The organism is Nitrosomonas limosa (assembly GCF_054188085.1).
This window is the reverse complement of record NZ_CM135180.1, coordinates 2,998,960-3,016,287: the sequence shown is the minus strand read 5'-3', so window position 1 is coordinate 3,016,287 and position 17,328 is coordinate 2,998,960. Positions and strand designations below refer to the sequence as shown.

The following is a 17,328-nucleotide window of genomic DNA, read 5'->3' as shown; positions in this document are numbered from 1 at the left end:
TATGTTTAAAGAAAATTATTGCTTTAATGCAGCCATGGCTGCGTCATAATTGGGTTCGTCGGCGATTTCTGGAACCAGTTCGGCGTGGATTACTTTGTCTTTTTCATCCAGCACGATGATTGCGCGCGCTGTGATGCCGCCAAACGGACTGTCGGCGATGAAAACGCCGTAATCTTTCATGAAATTGGCGCCACGCATAGTTGATAGCGTAACCACTTTATCCAAGCCTTCGGCATCGCAAAACCGGCTCATCGCAAACGGCAAATCCGCCGCAATGATCAACACCACGGTATTATCCATGTTGCTTGCCTGTTGATTGAATTTCCGTGTCGACAACGCGCATACTGGCGTATCAAGGCTAGGCAGGATACTTAAGACTTTTTTCTTGCCCGCGAAATTTGCCAATGTGACGTCTTGCAAATCTCTATTAACCAAAGAGAACGCAGGGGCCTGTTGCCCAACTTTGGGAAAAGTGCCTTCGATTTTAATGGGTTTACCTTTAAGAGTGACCATGTTGTTTCCTTTCTATTGATTGTAAGATGACATTAGCTTAATGCTTGTTTCATTGCGGTCGCATAATTGTGCAAATCACCAGTGGTTTTGGTTTCAGTTGCACAAACCAGCAATGCATTGCCCAATTCCGGATAATGCGCTTGTAAATCGAATCCGCCTAAAATGCCTTTCTGTCTCAGTTGCGTCAACACGCCAGCGGTCGCTTTTGGCAATGTCAGTGCCGCTTCATGGAAGGTAATGCCGCTGAATGTCCGTTTCACACCGCTAATTTTTTCCATTTGTTCGACCAATTCCAAGGTATTGGCATGCGATTGCGCTGCAATCCGGCGCAACCCTTCCGGCCCTACCAGCGACATAAAAATGGTCGCCGCAGTAACCATCAGGCCTTGGTTAGTACAAATATTGGAAGTCGCTTTAGAGCGGCGGATATGCTGCTCGCGCGCTTGCAATGTCAATACAAAACCTTCTTTGCCATCCAGATCGGTAGTACGGCCAATAATCCTTCCGGGCATTTGACGCACCAAATCATTCTTACATGCCATGAAACCGAAATAAGGACCACCGCTGGAAAGCGGAATGCCTAACGGCTGACCTTCGCCAACCGCGATATCGGCCCCTTTGCTGCCCCATTCTCCAGGTGGTGTCAGCATCGCTAATGCAGTCGGGTTAACCACGCCGATAGCAAACGAATTTTTGCTATGCGCCCAATCGGTTAACTCATCGACTTGCTCCAGCACGCCAAAAAAATTCGGCTGCGGAATCACCAATGCGGCAAAATCGCCATAATCCATCTTACTGATCGCGGCCAGGTCGGCTTGACCGGTTTTGGCATCGTACGGCAATTCAACCACTTCGATTTTCTGATTGCTGACGATCGCGCGCACTACTTGGCGGTACACCGGATGCACGGTTTTCGGAATCAAGATCTTGCGTGAGGTTTTATGCGAACGCACCGCCATCAACGCCGCTTCCGCCAATGCCGTCGCACCGTCGTACATACTGGCGTTGGAAACATCCATACCGGTCAGCGACGCCATCATCGATTGGTATTCGTACAGCAACTGCAATGTACCCTGACTGGCTTCCGCTTGATAAGGCGTATACGAAGAATAAAATTCGCCACGTGTGGTAATTTGCCATACAGCCGCCGGAATGTGATGCTCATACGCACCGGCGCCGATGAAATTCTGGTAAAAACCGTCTTGATTGGCACGCTCCAGCATCAGACGGGTAATTTCCAATTCACTGAGGCCGGGAGGAACACCGGTTAATTCGCCGCTGACGAGTTCCTTGGGAATTTCATCAAACAGATCTTCGATTGACTTGGTGCCGATGCTGGCTAGCATCTCAGCGATATCTTCTTCGGTATGAGGAATAAACGGCATGATTTAACTCGATAAACTTAAAAAATATAATTTATACAACTGCAATTAATGGTCTTCGCTTTCGACCAGTTCGTTATATGCGGCCGCATCCAATAAACCGTCGATTTCTGCAGGATTACTGGGCTTCATTTTGAATAGCCAGGCGGAATAAGCATCTTCGTTAATTTTTCCGGGCTCATCGACCAACGGCGAATTTACGGCAATCACTTCGCCGGAGATTGGCGCATACACATCGGCAGCGGCTTTAACAGACTCGGCAACCGCACATTCTTCCTTTTGCTTCAATTGACGGCCGACATCCGGCAATTCAACGAACACCATGTCGCCGAGTAATTCCTGGGCATGATGGGAAATCCCGACCGTCACCGTGCCGTCGGCTTCAGATTTCACCCATTCATGGGATTTACTATATTTCAGATTTGTTGGAATACTCATAAATTAGCTCCAGAAAAAATTACGTGTAAATGTTTAAACCAAAACTTTGCCGTTACGCACGAACGGATATTTTACCACTTTAGCGCGCAATTTCTTATCGCGCACCACTACGCTAACTTCGTCGCCGATTGCAATCTGCACCGGAATACGCGCCAACGCGATCGATTGATTCATGGTCGGTGAAAAACCGCCGCTGGTGATTTCGCCCTTATACTCGACACCATCCTTCTCGCCGATCACTTCTTGATGACCACGCAAAACGCCGCGATCAACCAGTACTAAACCGACCAGTTGCTGCGTCACATTGATGCTTTGCAACGCTTGCTTGCCGATAAAATCGCGCTCGGATTTCAAATCGACCGTCCAAGCCAGACCGGATTCCAGCGGATTTTTTGTTTCATCCATGTCCTGGCCGTACAAATTCATTCCCGCTTCGAGCCGCAACGTATCGCGCGCACCCAACCCAGCCGGCGCTACCCCGGCGGCATTCAATGCTTTCCAGAAAGTGGGCGCATCGGCAGCCGGGAGCATGATCTCGAATCCGTCCTCTCCAGTGTAACCGGTGCGGGCAATGAAATAATTTTCTACGATTGCCGATTGGAACGGTTTCAGTTCCTCGGTCGCCGCTTGCGAATTCGGTATGACTTGCCACACTTTGTCGCGCGCATTCGGGCCTTGCACCGCCACCATCGCCAGATCCCGGCGTGGCGTGATTTCCAGCTTTGGCGCCAAGGCATCGCGTTGTTTCAGCATCCAGGCAAGGTCTTTATCCGCGGTACCGGCGTTGACGACGATGCGGAACCAATCTTCCGTCAGAAAATAAATGATCAGATCATCAATGATGCCACCCTGCGGAGTCAGCATGCAGGAATACAGCGCTTTACCGGAAACGGTCAATTTATCGACATTGTTGGCGACCAGCTGGCGCAGGAAACCGCGCACGTCAGCGCCTTTGATATCCACCGGTAGCATGTGCGACACGTCAAACATGCCGGCATCCTGACGGACTTTGTGATGCTCATCCAATTGCGAGCCATAATGCAACGGCATATCCCAGCCGCCGAAATCGACCATTTTGGCATTCATGTCGCGGTGAGTTTGATTCAGGGGTGTCATTTTCAGCACGGTTTTTCTCCCAAAAATAAAAAGCCATTCAAACGCAAATAAAAACGTAGATGACTTAGCGCCCCTCTGTCCTTTTTACCTGAGAGATTGACAGAATAGAATCCGTGTGCCCCTTCGGTGGCCGGAAACCTTTCCGGCACTCTCCAGATCGCCTGTCGCAAGCAGTTCTCAAGGAACAAGCGGAGCTTGACCCTGCCTGAGCGATTCCGGGGAGGTTACGCCTTCGGCGGCGCTATTGAATAGCGCACTCTTCTGCTTGGATTGATTTGGCAAAGTGAGAACTATACCTGAGTAACAAGGGTTTAGACAAGGTGCTGCGGTAAATTTTGCTGTTAGCCAAAAGCCTACGCACCTTATGAGGCAACAAACACTATTGCCCCATGTATATTTACATTCGAACGAAATGAAACTGTAATTTCTGCAATTTAGTCATCAATCACCGCCTGCCCTGGGAACAGCACGTCGGTAAACCCGAACAACCGGAAATCCTGGATCCGCATCGGATACAAAATCCCTTGCAAATGATCGCATTCATGTTGCACAACGCGCGCGTGAAAACCGCTGACGGTGCGATCAATAGTTTTGCCATATTGATCGAAACCTCGATAGCGCAGTTGTTTGTAGCGCGGCACCATACCGCGCATACCGGGGACACTGAGGCAACCTTCCCAGTCATCTTCCTTATCGTCCGATAGCGGTGTAAGTTGCGGATTAATCAGCACTGTGAAAGGTACTTCCTCGGCGCGTGGATAACGGGGGTTATGATTGAAGCCAAAAATGACAACTTGCAGACTTACGCCGATTTGCGGTGCAGCCAAACCTGCGCCATTTAAAGATTCCATCGTATCTTCCATGTCGCGGATTAATGAATGCAATTCATCCGTGTCGAATCGTTCGATCGGTTTGGCAACTTGCAACAGCAACGGTTCGCCCATTTTTAGCACCGGTTTAATGGCCATGACACCTCACCAAATGTTCCAGAATGTTTCTGACTTTAATCATTGCTTGTTCCAGCACAGCATAAATTTCCTTAAGCGGGATAGCATTTTTATTAGTTCCGCGTCCGGCGGCATGGTTGGCGACCACTGCCAGTGTCGCATAATTAAGACCGATTTCCCGCGCCAGTACGGTCTCGGGCATACCGGTCATGCCAACGATGTCCGCGCCATCGCGTTCCAGGCGGTTGATTTCCGCCGCCGTTTCCAAACGTGGCCCCTGCATCGCGGCGTAAACACCACCATCGGCAACGGCTTGACCAGCATGTTTCGCCGCTTGTAGCAATAGCTCTCGGGTTTGCTGGCAATACGGCCAAGTAAAATCGACATGCGTCACCGGTTGATCCTTGCCATCGAAAAACGTGAAATTGCGCCCGTGGGTATAGTCGATAATTTGATCGGGCACCATCAGGTTACCGGGCGCCAGATCGTCACGGATACCGCCGACTGAGGCTACGGCGATAACATGCGCGGGCTTCAGCGAATGCAACGCCCATAAATTGGCGCGATAGTTGATCGCATGCGGTGGAATGGTATGACCATGGCCGTGCCGCGCCAAAAACACGATATCTTCGCCATTCAGCTTGCCGAAAGTCAGCGGCCCGGAAGGCTCGCCATACGGCGTGCGGATGATTTGCCGATGCGATATTTCCAGGCAGGATAACTGCGTAAGGCCGCTACCACCGATGATTGCTAACATTCTTTGTTGTTTCCAACGCTGTCTTTCAAAGCATAAATGGCCGGCAAATTGCGCCAAGCGCCATGAATATCCATGCCGAAACCGAAAACATAGCGATCCGGAACCAATATCCCCACAAAATCGGCCGCGATCGGCTTCGGTCTGCCTGTCTGCTTTTCCACCAGCACCGCGCTATAAAACGCTTTGGCGCCTTTTTCCAGTACAAAATCGCGCAGAGCCGCCAATGTCATTCCCTCATCCAGAATATCGTCCACAGCCAATACGACCCGATCTTTGACGCTTTCCCGTGGTGCGACCCGCCACTGAATCTCGCTGCCGTGCAACGCATTGCCATAACGCGTCACATGAACAAAATCAAAGTCGAGTGGAAATTTGAGCAGCGGCAGTAATTGACCGGCGAATACCACAGCGCCGCCCATCAAGCATAAAACCAAAGGCTGCTGCTGTGATAATTCAGCGGTGATGTCCGCTGCCAGGCGTTGCAAGGTTTGCGCAACGATTTGTTCTGAATGGATCAATTCTGCGTTATCGAGAATCTGCAAGGCTTGTTGGTGAGATAATAGCATCGTATTACTGAACCTGAATATGTCAATTGGTATCATGCTAACATGCAATGATTGAATAATGGAGGGACACGCCATGTACCGATTCTTTATGTCTTTTTTAACAACTGCTTGTTCTTTCTGGTTAATGACTCCGGTTTTTTCCGAGTCTACGCTGGATAGCGAACATCCGTTGTATCAGGATGGAAAATTGACCATTCCGCGTGTAGATACGTCTGCGCAAGCGGGACGCTATCAAGATATACAATTGCAGTTCAATGCCGCAACCAATACCTGGACACTAACGAATTTCCGGGATACTGTGATCGTTCCGGGGCAAGGTGTTTATCTTGATCAAGTTGAAACCATCGTCACCACTTCGTTCCCTGTTCAGGTGCTATTGAAGATCAGCGGTAATTTTCCGAACGGTTGCGGAGGTTTTGGTCAAATCAATCAACGCATGCTAAGCAACAAATTTGAAATTGCCATGCATCACGCATTAATTCCCCCTGGAACTTTCTGTACGGCGGCGCTGGTGCCTTTTGTAAAAATCGTACCGCTGCAAGTTTATGGATTACCGGCCGGGATCTATGAATACAGTATCAATGGAGAACTTACCGGCACTTTCAATTTATCCAGGGATAATCAACTGTAAGCACCGCCGGTATTTTCACGAATGATCCAGCAGCTTCAGCAAGGTATCTTCATCCAGAGTCGTGACACCTAGGCTAACCGCTTTATCATACTTGCTGCCCGGATCGGCGCCTGCAACGACAAAATCCGTTTTACTGGAAACACTGCCGCTGACTTTGCCGCCCAGCGCTTCGATCTTTTCCTTGGCTTCCTCGCGGGTCATGTGCGGCAACGTGCCTGTCAGCACAAAAGTTTTACCTTGTAATGGCGTGGCAATCGCCGCGACCGCTTTTCCATCCTGTTCGTCCCAATACACACCGCACGCACGCAATTGTTCGACAACTTCACAGTTATGCGCCTCAGCAAAAAAATCCACGATGCTTTGCGCCACCACCGGCCCTACATCCGGGATTTGTTGAAGCTGCTCGCTATCCGCCGCCATCAATCGGTCCAGGCTTCCCAGATACGTTGCCAGGTCTTTCGCAGTGGCTTCGCCTACATTGCGAATACCCAGCGCATAAATGAATCGCGCCAATGTCGTATGTTTACTGGCTTCAATCGCTTTTACAATGTTATTCGCCGACTTGTCCGCCATGCGCTCCAAGTTTGCCAGCGCGGCGATTCCCAACCGGTACAGATCCGCCGGTGTCCGCACAATCGCTTGGTCGACCAATTGATCGACCAGTTTTTCTCCAAGACCGTCGATATCCAAGGCGCGGCGCGAAGCAAAATGCAATATCGCTTGTTTCCGTTGCGCCGGGCAGAACAAGCCGCCGGTACAGCGCGACACCGCTTCACCCGGCAATCGCACCGCTTTCGCGCCGCAAACCGGGCAATGCGAAGGCATGAAAAATACCCGCGCGTCCGGCGGACGCTTTTCAGGAACGACTGATACTACCTCCGGAATCACATCACCGGCACGGCGCACGACCACAGTGTCACCGATACGCACATCCTTTCGTTCCACCTCATCGGCGTTATGCAAGGTCGCGTTCGTCACTGTGACGCCGCCGACAAATACCGGTTGCAGGCGGGCAACCGGCGTCAATGCCCCGGTGCGACCGACTTGCACATCGATATCCAGCAGTTTTGTCATGGCTTCTTGCGCTGGAAATTTATGCGCAATGGCAAAGCGCGGCGCGCGTGATACGAAACCCAATTGTTCCTGTTGCGCGATTGCATTGACTTTGTAAACCACACCGTCAATATCGTAGGGTAAAGTTTCCCGTTGCGCGGCGATCGCTTGATAGTAACCGAGTAAGCCTCGCACCCCCTGTACTACTTTGCTTTCTTGAGCAACCGGAAAATGTAATGAGGCCAGATAAGCCATCACCTGACTATGCGTGTTCTGAGGCATGCGCGGATCTTCATAGTCACCGATTCCGTATGCAAAGAACGCCAAACGGCGAGTCGCTGTTATTTCCGGGTCCAGTTGCCGCAACGAACCTGCCGCAGCGTTGCGCGGATTGGCGAATTCCTTCTCGTCTTTGGCCAATTGCTGCTGATTCAACCGCAGGAAATCCTTTTTCAGCATCAATACTTCACCGCGCACTTCCAGCAACGCAGGAGGACTATCCACCGGCAACTTCAACGGAATCGACCGGATCGTTTTCAGATTCAGCGTGATGTCCTCGCCGGTATAACCGTCGCCACGGGTTGCACCGCTTTTTAGAACCCCGTTCTCGTAACGCAAACTCACTGCCAGACCATCAAACTTTGGTTCAACTGCGTATTCCACGTTATTGACCAATAAGCCTTCACAGACCCGCCGGTCAAACGCAATTACTTCGTCATTTTCAAATGCATTGCTCAGCGATAACATCGGAATCGCGTGCGCGATTTGTGCAAATGCCTTGAGCGGCGCGGCGCCGACGCGCTGTGTCGGCGAATCGACAGTAATGAATGATGGATAATCTTGTTCGATGCGCTGCAACTCCCTGAACAGCTTGTCATATTCCGCATCAGAAATGGTGGGTTGATCGAGCACATAGTAACGGTAATTATGGAGCTCGATGTCGGATCGCAATTGTTGCAGTCGTTGTCTTATCTCTTCAATATTTTCATGCATATTTAATAGTATAGCGAATAGCAACACGATGCAGTTTCAGTTCTTCATCGAAAATCCTTTATACTGCGCATTCCATCGAAAACCAACTCTGCGACATCCGCTTGTCTTGAACAATACAATATGAGCAACAATACCTTAAAAATTCGTATCCAAATCCAGCAGCAGCCACCGCAAGCCATTGAGGAAATTTACCCAGAACCTGAGATTGTTTATGAACAAGTACTGGATTGGAAAAAAATTGCCGCCGCAGCCATATCGCTTGTAGTTATCCTTTCTTTACTGGGCTATTTAATTTTCGGCAATATAGCCGGCAAATCATCCCGGAGCGATCCAGTTAATGCAGAAACCGATACCATCTCCTCAGAAAATATCTCGTTGGAACTTAATGCACAAGCGGAAGCACCGGTTACTGAATCCGATGAAAGCAACACTGAACAAACGATAATATCAATCCCGATTGATTCCGAAATACCTAATATCGAGGATCGCACGGTTATCATTCCGCGAAAAAAACCGGAAAATAATGTTACGGCATCACTTCCCGTAGCTGTCAATGCAGTCCCTAAAACCGCTATTCAGCCCAAACCTCACCAATCATCCGATCATCCCATCGTGCTTAGAGCCCAGTTGAGTAGCGCCATTATTTCGAGAGAGCCTGTTGATTCCATTGATACCGTTCATTTAAAACCCGATGAAACCAAACCAATCCATTTCTATGTACACCTCCAAAATCAGCAAAAACGAAACATCCGGATCGACTGGTACTACAATAACAAATTGGATTCACAACTTCGCCTGCACGTTCTGAACAACAACTGGCGCACCCATGCCAGCAAGCAACTGGATCACAGACGGCTTGGATCATGGCGTGTCGAGTTAATCGACGAGCGGGAAAATCAATTGGCAGCCCGGGAATTCAGTGTCATATCGCATTGAGCCTTGCCGCAGAATGAATGTTTCTGAAGGATTATCATGAAATACTGCAGCAATTGTAGTGCTTCCGTCGAATTAATGATCCCTGAGGGAGATAGCTTACCGCGCTATGTTTGCACGGCCTGTAACACGATTCATTATCAGAATCCTAAAATGGTTGTCGGATGCATTCCCGAATGGGAGGATAAAATCCTGATCTGCAAACGCGCGATCGAGCCTCGTCGCGGTTGGTGGACGCTCCCTGCCGGTTTTATGGAAAACAATGAAACTTTGGCTCAGGCAGCCGCTCGTGAAACACTTGAAGAAGCCAATGCCCGGGTGGAAATCGGTAATCTTTTCACGGTCTACAGCTTACCGCATATCAGCCAGGTGTATTTCTTATTCCGTGCGCGGCTTTTGGATCTAGATTTCAAGCCCGGTATCGAGAGCTTGGAAGTCAAACTTGTCAGCGAATTCGAAGTGCCTTGGGATGAGATGGCTTTTCGCGTAATCCATGATCCGTTGAAACAGTATTTCGAGGAACGCAGACGGGGAGAATTAGGTTTTCATATGGGGATCATCGACAAACCTCGCAGCAACCCCTGAACTATCTTATTGTATTAACAACCAGAAAATCGAAGGTTTTAGATTATTGGATGGCAAGCTATAATGCTCTTTTTTGTAGACTTCAGACTCTTATGAAGCGATTATTCCTATTGGTGCTCGTGTGCCTCATTATTCCGTCAGTATCCGCCCAACAACAAGACCTGAAAATAGCCGCCAGGTCATACCTTCTGTCGGATTTTCAGACAGGACAAGTATTAGCCGGTCAAAATGCGCATGAGCGGATAGAGCCGGCTTCTTTGACCAAGCTCATGACGGCTTACGTGGTATTTTCCGCTTTGAAACAAAATCAAATTGCGTTGGAGCAGACGGTTCCGGTTTCAGAGAGTGCCTGGCGCATGATCGGTTCCCGCATGTTCATCGAACCGAATAAACCGGTAACAGTAGATGCGTTAATCCGCGGCATGATTGTGCAATCCGGCAACGATGCCTGTATTGCGCTCGCAGAAGCGGTGGCAGGTTCCGAAGAAAATTTCACCAAACTGATGAATGCCGAAGCCCAACGGCTCGGTATGAAGAATACGCACTTTACCAATACAACCGGACTGCCCGATCCGGAGCATTACACCACAGCCTACGATTTAACTTTGCTGGCAACCGCCATCATCCGTGATTTCCCGGAATTTTATCCGCTCTATTCGCAAAAAGAGTACACCTATAACAATATTACGCAACCAAACCGGAACCGTTTACTTTGGCTCGATCCGCATGTCGACGGCATGAAAACCGGCTGGACCAAGACTGCCGGTTATTGTTTGATCACCTCCGCCACACGTGACAAGCGGCGGTTGATATCGGTCATCATTGGCGCCAACTCGGCCAATGCCCGCAGTATCGAGAGCCAGCGCTTACTCAATTATGGCTTCCAATTCTACGATACCTTGCATTTATACAAAAAGAACGACTCATTAGCTTCCATCCACTTATGGAAAGGCACCCAAAACGAATTGAAAGCCGGATTTGATCGCGATGTTTACTTTACCTTACCCAAAGGTCAAGCCGATAAATTAAAAGCCACCATGGAATATAAGCAGCCATTGATCGCTCCAGTCCGCATAGGACAAGAAGTCGGGACAGTCAAGTTCACGCTGGACGACAAAGTCGTCGAGACCTATCCGCTGGTTTCGCTGGAAAATGTCGATACCGCCAATTTCATTGGGCGCGCGTGGGATAGTGTAAAATTGTTGTTCAATTAATTTCATCGCAAAACTATAAAGTTACTCGCATGATATATCTTAATGGCAAGTTCATGCCGCTTGAAGAAGCCTTCATTCCGGTTCTCGATCGCGGTTTTATATTTGGTGATGGCGTGTATGAAGTGATACCCGTTTATTCCAGAAAGCCGTTCCGGCTTCAAGAACATCTCGACCGGCTGCAGCATAGTTTGGATGGTATCCGCTTAAAAAATCCATTGAGCAATGGCGAATGGAAAAATTTGCTCGAACAACTGATTGCCAAGAATAGTGGCGAAGATCAATATATTTATTTGCATATTACACGCGGCGTTGCTAAACGCGACCATGCCTTTCCGGTGAATGTGCCGGCAACAGTTTTTATCATGAGCAACCCATTGCTTCCACCACCGGCAGAATTTCTGGCTAGCGGCGCATCCGCCATCACCGCCATTGATAATCGCTGGATACGTTGCGATGTCAAGGCGATTTCGTTGTTACCCAATGTCTTGCTACGCCAGCTCGCCGTCGATGTGCACGCACTTGAAACTATCTTGATCCGTGACGGTTTTTTAACAGAGGGCGCCGCGAGCAATATATTTATTGTAAAAAATAACGTCTTGTTAGCGCCGCCTAAAAGTCATTTAATGTTGCCGGGAATTACCTATGATGTCGTGCTGGAGCTGGCGGCGGAAAATCGCATTCCGCATGAAATCCGTGAAATTTCTGAAAACGAAGTCCGCGCAGCTGATGAAATTCTTTTAACATCTTCAACCAAAGAGATCATGCCAATTACCTTACTGGATAATCAAGCCGTTGGCGGTGGAAAACCCGGTGAACTCTTCGCACGGCTGCATGCGCTTTATCAGAATTACAAAGCCACGCATATGCGCGGCCATTCTTGCGGCTGCACGCATTCGTAAAGCACGATTGATAATTCACAATGTCTGAGCAATCCTCACTCATCGAATATCCCTGCGATTTTCCGATAAAGATTATGGGAAAAGCACAACACGAGTTTACGCAAACGGCATTGGCGATTGTCTGCTATCATGCGCCGGATTTTGATGTCGAGACCATGTCCGTCCGCGCCAGCAAGAATGGCACTTATCTAAGCATCACCTGCACCATCCGCGCCACTTCTCGCGCTCAACTTGATGCACTTTATCAGGCTTTATCCAGCCACCCCATGATCGCAGTCGTCTTGTGATCATTATCTCCGTTGAAACACTCATAACTTCTCGTGCGCACATCTCAGCAATTCATCGTCAGAATCATGGGATTGTCTGATTACCAGACCACCTGGCAAGCCATGAAAGATTTCACTCTCCAACGTGATGAACAAACCGCGGACGAAATCTGGTTATTGCAGCACCCGCCGGTGTTTACGCAAGGTATTGCCGGAAAACCGGAGCATCTATTGCATGATCATGGGATTGCGGTGGTCCGGACCGATCGTGGCGGCCAAATCACTTACCACGGACCAGGACAACTGATTGCTTACTTACTGCTGGATTTGCGCCAGCTGAAGCTCGGCGTTCGCGAATTAGTCCGGAATATGGAACAAGCAGTGATCGATTTGTTGCAGGATTATCAAGTGACTGCTTCCGGGCGCAGCGAGGCGCCTGGCGTTTATGTCGGTAACGCAAAAATCGCATCGCTGGGTCTAAAAATCAAGAAAAACTATTGCTATCATGGCATTGCGCTTAACGTGAATATGGATCTGACACCATTCTCATACATCAATCCTTGCGGCTACCAAGGATTACAAGTAACACAAACCAAAGACTTAGGCATTACCGATGGATTGGAAATTCTGAGCGCTAAATTAGCAAACTCTCTTCAACAACACCTTCTCAAGAACATAAGTGATCGTACAACATGACCGCAGATACCCGTCAAAAAGGCGCTGATAAAACAGCCCGGAACCCCATCAAAATTGCCCCGCAGTCGCGGGATGAGTTACTCCGCAAACCTTCGTGGATTCGCGTTCGTTCACCCAATAGCGAGAATTATTATGAAGTCAAGCGGTTACTCCGTGAACATAAACTGCATACCGTCTGCGAGGAAGCATCGTGTCCCAATATTGGGGAATGTTTTGGTAAGGGTACTGCAACATTCATGATTCTCGGGGACTTATGCACGCGCCGGTGTCCGTTTTGCGATGTTGCACATGGCCGCCCCAAACCGCCGGATGCCAATGAACCGTTGCACCTAGCGCAATCAATCGCCGCCATGCGACTAAAATATGTGGTAATCACTAGCGTTGATCGCGACGATCTGCGGGATGGCGGTGCTCAACATTTTGCGGAATGCATTCAAGCTATCCGCACGCATTCGCCACTCACCCGGATAGAAATTTTAGTACCTGATTTCCGCGGGCGTTTGGAAATCGCGTTGGAGAAACTAGCAATCAGCCCCCCGGATGTGTTGAATCATAACCTTGAAACAGTGCCGCGGCTCTATAAACAATGCCGTCCCGGCGCGGATTACATGCACTCATTAAAGCTATTAAAGGACTTTAAAGCGCTATTTCCACAAATCCCGACCAAATCCGGATTAATGCTCGGTTTGGGGGAAACTGACGAAGAAATTCTACAAGTGCTGCGCGACCTGCGCGAACATCAAGTCGAAATGCTAACGATCGGTCAATATTTGCAACCCAGTATCGGGCATCTACCGGTCAAGCGTTACGTTACACCGGATGGATTTAAAGTATTTGAGAACGCTGCAATAGAAATGGGATTCAGTCATGCCGCCTGTGGACCGATGGTTCGCTCCAGCTACCATGCGGATTTGCAAGCGCATGAATCAGGCTTATTGAAATGATGCCGGTTGAGGGACTCACTAGACTTTGTCAAATTGACAGGATCCGAAAAAATTCCCAAAATGATGGCGCGCCGTTAGGTTTTATTCGTTTGCAACATCAACGCAAGCGATAGACTACCGAATGCGCTTTGATTAAACAACGATTGAATATTCGAAATTTAAATATTATGAAAAAAATACTTTTACTGATTATTGTTTCTCTGATGTTCTCGACTAATGTATACGCCAAAAAAGCTAAAGGCAGCTCCGGCAAAGGCGGTTTCAGCGCAAAATCCGCGCCCGCGCAAACTAATAAAACCATGACTCCTGCCGCCAAGTCCGCACCGGCTCCGGCAGCAAATGCAGCAGCACCTGCCGCAGCAGCAGCGCAGAAACCTTCACTGCTGCAATCGGCCATGCCGGCTTTGGTCGGGGGCGCAGTCGGCAGTTATGTTGGCAGTAAACTAGCCAGTGACGGCGAAGCTGAAAGTGCAGTTTCAGAAGCTGAAAAGAAAGAAGACCATCCGTTAACAGCCCGTTAATAACATAGCAAACATTCAACTTCAGTTTAAATCACAGATGGATGCGCACTGATTCAAGTCATAACTGGATCAGTGCCAAGCGTCTGCAAACGCAGCTAAACAGTGATTATTTCAAAATCGTGGGTAATTGCTACCGTTTGCTTGAGCATGATGGAAGCCGAGCAATACTTCTCGGCAGATAAATTGATGGCACGTTCTATCGTCTGCGGATTCAAATTATGCCCGGTAATAATGAAATGTAAATGAATACGGGTAAATACTTTTGGATCAACCGGCGCACGCTCGGCTGCAATCTCCACCACGCAGTCGGTAATTTCTTGCCGGCTTTTTTTCAAAATCAATACCACATCAAATGTCGTGCATCCACCTAGTCCCATCAGCATCATTTCCATCGGACGTGGCCCAAGATTCTGCCCGCCGGCTTCCGGCGCTCCATCCATCATTATCGAATGACCGCTTCCCGATTCAGCTAGAAAACTTACATTTCCATTCCATTTGATTCGAGTTTTCATTTTTTCAGGGTTCTATAGAAATTTCCAGTAATAAACTAAAAGCGGCGCAAATAAAAAGCCGACGGTTTTAAGCGTCGGCTTTTCTGAATTCTGAAAAGCTTACTTCAGTGTCAGAATAAAATCAGCTAATACTTTAGCGTTTTCAGGGCTAACGTTAGCATTTGGCGGCATTGGGATTGGACCCCAAACACCGTTGCTTCCCTTGATGATTTTATCTGCCAAATAAGCAGAAGCATCCGCTTGTTCTGCGTATTTACCAGCGATGTCTTTCAGGCTAGGACCGACTAATTTGGTATCCACATTGTGGCAATTCAAACAACCACTGTTTTTCGCCAGATCAGCGTCAGCTTGTGCAACACCAGCTAACAGAAAGGCAGATGCAGCAACTGCTCCAATTAAAATTTTTCTCATTTCTCTTCCTTGTTAAAATTATAAAAGGGTTGTTATTCTAACCCGAACTTTACAGACTTGCAGCAATTCCTGTAAGTTTGTAATTATCGACATAAAACTTAATGTTCACAACCGATACACTTACTTATCTTACTAAGCAGGCTGCTAACTCCGATGATACTGCGTTCCTAAGACTTTATCGAAAATAATTTAGTTCCAGGGAACATGAAATTTAAACAACTTGCCGAATCAGTCGGTTATTGCACCAGCGCTGGCACTTGAAACAAGTTTCGCATACTTCGCCAATACACCACGTGAATAGCGCGGTTGCGGCGGCTGCCAGGCAGCGCGACGCTGCGCCAGCACATCATCCGGAACATTTAATTGCAATAACCGCTGTTCTGCATCAATGGTAATGGAATCGCCTTCCTGCACCAAAGCGATCGTACCGCCCACATAAGCTTCGGGAGCCACATGCCCTACCACCATGCCATAGGTGCCGCCTGAAAAACGCCCGTCGGTGATCAAACCGACCGAATCGCCCAATCCTTCCCCGATCAGCGCCGAAGTGGGTGACAGCATCTCACGCATGCCTGGACCGCCTTTAGGTCCTTCATAACGAATAACAACCACATCGCCGGGTTGGATTTTGCGCGCCAGAATCGCTTCCATGCAGGTCTCTTCTGATTCAAATACACGCGCCGGTCCGGTAATTTTCGGATTCTTGATACCGGAGATTTTTGCGACACAGCCTTCCGTCGATAAATTGCCTTTTAGAATAGCCAAATGGCCTTGTGCATACAACGGATTATCCCATTGCCGAATTACTTGCTGATCCGCACGAGGGATATCTGGAACGTCTTTCAAAACCTCCGCGATCGTTTGCCCGCTGATGGTGATGCAGTCGCCATGCAGCAAACCATGATTCAACAACAGCTTCATCACTTGCGGAATACCACCTGCCTGATGAAGATCTGCTGTTACGTAACGACCGGATGGTTTCAGATCGCACAATACCGGCACTTTGGCGCGCATCCGCTCGAAATCGTCAATATTCCACTCAACTTCGGCTGCATGCGCAATTGCCAGGAAATGCAAAATAGCGTTGGTCGAACCGCCGACCGCCATGATCACTGCCACTGCATTTTCAATCGATTTGCGGGTAATGATATCGCGCGGAAGAATTTGTTTTTTTATCGCATCAACCAAAACCCTGGCTGACTCCCCGGCACTGACCAATTTATCATCATCTTCCGCTGACATTGTCGAAGAATATGGCAAGCTCATACCCATCGCCTCGAACGCTGATGACATGGTATTGGCGGTAAACATACCGCCGCAAGATCCGGCTCCCGGGCAAGCATGACGTTCGATTTGCAGCAATTCCGCGTCGTCGATTTTATGCGCGCTGTGCTGACCAACCGCCTCGAATACACTGACAATCGTCAAGTCCTGGTTTTTATAGCGCCCCGGCTTGATCGTACCGCCGTATACAAAGATCGCCGGCACATTCATGCGGGCGATCGCAATCATCGCACCCGGCATATTTTTATCGCAGCCACCAATCGCAATCACGCCATCCATACTCTCCGCTTGCACGCAGGTTTCAATCGAATCGGCGATCACTTCGCGCGATACCAGAGAATATTTCATGCCTTCGGTACCCATTGAAATGCCATCTGAAACTGTGATGGTACCAAACATCTGCGGCATAGCGCCGGCTTGCCGCAGCGCAGATTCGGCTTTTAGCGACAATTCATTCAATCCTTTATTACACGGTGTAATCGTTGAATAACCATTGGCCACACCGACAATCGGCTTATTAAAGTCTTCATCGCCAAAACCAACCGCGCGCAACATGGCACGGCTGGGGGCATGTTGAACACCCTGGGTGATGGCTTGGCTACGTTTATTGTCTGGCATGCTTGCTCCTGAATGAGAAGAAAAATATAAGAAAAGCGCACACAACTGC

The 17,328-nt window shown here is 48.8% G+C and carries 20 protein-coding genes and 1 riboswitch; of the genes, 9 read left to right on the top strand and 11 right to left on the bottom strand.

Going from position 1 to position 17,328, the window contains the following annotated elements; translation table 11 throughout:
• Window positions 1-15: 15 nt before the first annotated feature.
• From tpx to ACV7NC_RS14040, 7 genes are all read right to left on the bottom strand, one after another.
• Complete coding sequence (tpx, locus tag ACV7NC_RS14070; protein ID WP_458153262.1) at window positions 16-513, bottom strand: thiol peroxidase; 498 nt, start codon at window positions 511-513, stop codon at window positions 16-18.
• A gap of 32 nt (window positions 514-545) precedes the next feature.
• On the bottom strand, window positions 546-1,898 hold the full coding sequence (gene gcvPA / locus ACV7NC_RS14065) for an aminomethyl-transferring glycine dehydrogenase subunit GcvPA (protein WP_458153261.1): 1,353 nt from the start codon (window positions 1,896-1,898) through the stop codon (window positions 546-548).
• A gap of 45 nt (window positions 1,899-1,943) precedes the next feature.
• On the bottom strand, window positions 1,944-2,333 hold the full coding sequence (gene gcvH / locus ACV7NC_RS14060; RefSeq protein WP_458153260.1) for a glycine cleavage system protein GcvH: 390 nt from the start codon (window positions 2,331-2,333) through the stop codon (window positions 1,944-1,946).
• A 33-nt stretch (window positions 2,334-2,366) separates the two neighbouring features.
• Entirely contained in the window at window positions 2,367-3,458 is a 1,092-nt protein-coding gene (gene gcvT / locus ACV7NC_RS14055; protein WP_458153259.1) for a glycine cleavage system aminomethyltransferase GcvT, read from the bottom strand.
• Between the two features lie 56 nt (window positions 3,459-3,514).
• A riboswitch (glycine riboswitch) is annotated at window positions 3,515-3,615 on the bottom strand.
• Window positions 3,616-3,883: 268 nt separating this feature from the next.
• Window positions 3,884-4,417: a peptide deformylase gene (gene def / locus ACV7NC_RS14050; protein ID WP_458153257.1), complete on the bottom strand. Its 534-nt coding sequence runs from the start codon at window positions 4,415-4,417 to the stop codon at window positions 3,884-3,886.
• Complete coding sequence (locus tag ACV7NC_RS14045; protein ID WP_458153256.1) at window positions 4,407-5,153, bottom strand: S-methyl-5'-thioinosine phosphorylase; 747 nt, start codon at window positions 5,151-5,153, stop codon at window positions 4,407-4,409. The genes def and ACV7NC_RS14045 overlap by 11 nt, the downstream gene beginning before the upstream one ends.
• Entirely contained in the window at window positions 5,147-5,719 is a 573-nt protein-coding gene (locus tag ACV7NC_RS14040; protein WP_458153255.1) for a hypoxanthine-guanine phosphoribosyltransferase, read from the bottom strand. The genes ACV7NC_RS14045 and ACV7NC_RS14040 overlap by 7 nt, the downstream gene beginning before the upstream one ends.
• Before the next feature lie 73 nt (window positions 5,720-5,792).
• Here ACV7NC_RS14040 and ACV7NC_RS14035 point away from each other — a divergent pair, with 73 nt between their 5' ends.
• On the top strand, window positions 5,793-6,350 hold the full coding sequence (locus ACV7NC_RS14035) for a hypothetical protein (RefSeq protein WP_458153254.1): 558 nt from the start codon (window positions 5,793-5,795) through the stop codon (window positions 6,348-6,350).
• Window positions 6,351-6,365: 15 nt separating this feature from the next.
• On the opposite strand, the gene ligA is transcribed toward ACV7NC_RS14035, so the two are convergent.
• The gene (gene ligA / locus ACV7NC_RS14030) at window positions 6,366-8,396 is read right to left on the bottom strand and encodes an NAD-dependent DNA ligase LigA (RefSeq protein ID WP_458153253.1); all 2,031 of its coding nucleotides are present in this window, start codon (window positions 8,394-8,396) and stop codon (window positions 6,366-6,368) included.
• 120 nt (window positions 8,397-8,516) lie between these two features.
• Here ligA and ACV7NC_RS14025 point away from each other — a divergent pair, with 120 nt between their 5' ends.
• The 8 genes from ACV7NC_RS14025 to ACV7NC_RS13990 all read left to right on the top strand — a co-directional run bounded on the left by ACV7NC_RS14025 (window position 8,517) and on the right by ACV7NC_RS13990 (window position 14,454).
• On the top strand, window positions 8,517-9,332 hold the full coding sequence (locus ACV7NC_RS14025; protein ID WP_458153252.1) for a DUF2914 domain-containing protein: 816 nt from the start codon (window positions 8,517-8,519) through the stop codon (window positions 9,330-9,332).
• A gap of 36 nt (window positions 9,333-9,368) precedes the next feature.
• Window positions 9,369-9,914 (top strand): NUDIX hydrolase, encoded by a 546-nt coding sequence (locus ACV7NC_RS14020; protein WP_458153251.1) that lies wholly within the window; start codon window positions 9,369-9,371, stop codon window positions 9,912-9,914.
• Between the two features lie 92 nt (window positions 9,915-10,006).
• Window positions 10,007-11,128 carry a D-alanyl-D-alanine carboxypeptidase family protein gene (locus ACV7NC_RS14015; protein ID WP_458153250.1) on the top strand — a complete coding sequence of 374 codons (1,122 nt, stop codon included), beginning with the start codon at window positions 10,007-10,009 and terminating at the stop codon, window positions 11,126-11,128.
• 29 nt (window positions 11,129-11,157) lie between these two features.
• Window positions 11,158-12,027: a D-amino acid aminotransferase gene (locus ACV7NC_RS14010; RefSeq protein ID WP_458153249.1), complete on the top strand. Its 870-nt coding sequence runs from the start codon at window positions 11,158-11,160 to the stop codon at window positions 12,025-12,027.
• 20 nt (window positions 12,028-12,047) lie between these two features.
• Complete coding sequence (locus ACV7NC_RS14005) at window positions 12,048-12,314, top strand: HP0495 family protein (protein WP_458153247.1); 267 nt, start codon at window positions 12,048-12,050, stop codon at window positions 12,312-12,314.
• A gap of 33 nt (window positions 12,315-12,347) precedes the next feature.
• Window positions 12,348-12,989 (top strand): lipoyl(octanoyl) transferase LipB, encoded by a 642-nt coding sequence (gene lipB, locus ACV7NC_RS14000; protein WP_458153246.1) that lies wholly within the window; start codon window positions 12,348-12,350, stop codon window positions 12,987-12,989.
• Entirely contained in the window at window positions 12,986-13,933 is a 948-nt protein-coding gene (gene lipA / locus ACV7NC_RS13995; protein WP_458153245.1) for a lipoyl synthase, read from the top strand. Before lipB ends, lipA begins: the two co-directional genes overlap by 4 nt.
• A 167-nt stretch (window positions 13,934-14,100) precedes the next feature.
• Entirely contained in the window at window positions 14,101-14,454 is a 354-nt protein-coding gene (locus tag ACV7NC_RS13990; protein WP_458153244.1) for a hypothetical protein, read from the top strand.
• Window positions 14,455-14,549: 95 nt separating this feature from the next.
• On the opposite strand, the gene ACV7NC_RS13985 is transcribed toward ACV7NC_RS13990, so the two are convergent.
• The 3 genes from ACV7NC_RS13985 to ilvD form a co-directional block, all read right to left on the bottom strand.
• Window positions 14,550-14,966: an OsmC family protein gene (locus ACV7NC_RS13985; protein ID WP_458153243.1), complete on the bottom strand. Its 417-nt coding sequence runs from the start codon at window positions 14,964-14,966 to the stop codon at window positions 14,550-14,552.
• Between the two features lie 99 nt (window positions 14,967-15,065).
• On the bottom strand, window positions 15,066-15,377 hold the full coding sequence (locus ACV7NC_RS13980; protein WP_458153241.1) for a c-type cytochrome: 312 nt from the start codon (window positions 15,375-15,377) through the stop codon (window positions 15,066-15,068).
• 228 nt (window positions 15,378-15,605) lie between these two features.
• Window positions 15,606-17,279, bottom strand: a complete 1,674-nt coding sequence (ilvD, locus tag ACV7NC_RS13975; RefSeq protein ID WP_458153239.1) for a dihydroxy-acid dehydratase — start codon at window positions 17,277-17,279, stop codon at window positions 15,606-15,608.
• Window positions 17,280-17,328: the final 49 nt, after the last annotated feature.

Excerpts from the sequence above, each read along its gene's own strand:
- ACV7NC_RS14015 (WP_458153250.1), top strand. The coding sequence starts at position 10,007 with ATGAAGCGATTATTCCTATTGGTGCTCGTGTGCCTCATTATTCCGTCA.
- ACV7NC_RS14020 (WP_458153251.1), top strand. The coding sequence starts at position 9,369 with ATGAAATACTGCAGCAATTGTAGTGCTTCCGTCGAATTAATGATCCCT.
- ACV7NC_RS14035 (WP_458153254.1), top strand. The coding sequence starts at position 5,793 with ATGTACCGATTCTTTATGTCTTTTTTAACAACTGCTTGTTCTTTCTGG.
- ACV7NC_RS13990 (WP_458153244.1), top strand. The coding sequence starts at position 14,101 with ATGAAAAAAATACTTTTACTGATTATTGTTTCTCTGATGTTCTCGACT.
- ilvD (WP_458153239.1), bottom strand. The coding sequence starts at position 17,279 with ATGCCAGACAATAAACGTAGCCAAGCCATCACCCAGGGTGTTCAACAT.
- ACV7NC_RS14025 (WP_458153252.1), top strand. The coding sequence starts at position 8,517 with ATGAGCAACAATACCTTAAAAATTCGTATCCAAATCCAGCAGCAGCCA.
- tpx (WP_458153262.1), bottom strand. The coding sequence starts at position 513 with ATGGTCACTCTTAAAGGTAAACCCATTAAAATCGAAGGCACTTTTCCC.
- ACV7NC_RS14010 (WP_458153249.1), top strand. The coding sequence starts at position 11,158 with ATGATATATCTTAATGGCAAGTTCATGCCGCTTGAAGAAGCCTTCATT.
- def (WP_458153257.1), bottom strand. The coding sequence starts at position 4,417 with ATGGCCATTAAACCGGTGCTAAAAATGGGCGAACCGTTGCTGTTGCAA.
- ligA (WP_458153253.1), bottom strand. The coding sequence starts at position 8,396 with ATGCATGAAAATATTGAAGAGATAAGACAACGACTGCAACAATTGCGA.
- ACV7NC_RS14005 (WP_458153247.1), top strand. The coding sequence starts at position 12,048 with ATGTCTGAGCAATCCTCACTCATCGAATATCCCTGCGATTTTCCGATA.
- ACV7NC_RS13985 (WP_458153243.1), bottom strand. The coding sequence starts at position 14,966 with ATGAAAACTCGAATCAAATGGAATGGAAATGTAAGTTTTCTAGCTGAA.
- ACV7NC_RS14045 (WP_458153256.1), bottom strand. The coding sequence starts at position 5,153 with ATGTTAGCAATCATCGGTGGTAGCGGCCTTACGCAGTTATCCTGCCTG.
- gcvH (WP_458153260.1), bottom strand. The coding sequence starts at position 2,333 with ATGAGTATTCCAACAAATCTGAAATATAGTAAATCCCATGAATGGGTG.
- ACV7NC_RS13980 (WP_458153241.1), bottom strand. The coding sequence starts at position 15,377 with ATGAGAAAAATTTTAATTGGAGCAGTTGCTGCATCTGCCTTTCTGTTA.
- lipA (WP_458153245.1), top strand. The coding sequence starts at position 12,986 with ATGACCGCAGATACCCGTCAAAAAGGCGCTGATAAAACAGCCCGGAAC.
- gcvPA (WP_458153261.1), bottom strand. The coding sequence starts at position 1,898 with ATGCCGTTTATTCCTCATACCGAAGAAGATATCGCTGAGATGCTAGCC.
- ACV7NC_RS14040 (WP_458153255.1), bottom strand. The coding sequence starts at position 5,719 with ATGCTATTATCTCACCAACAAGCCTTGCAGATTCTCGATAACGCAGAA.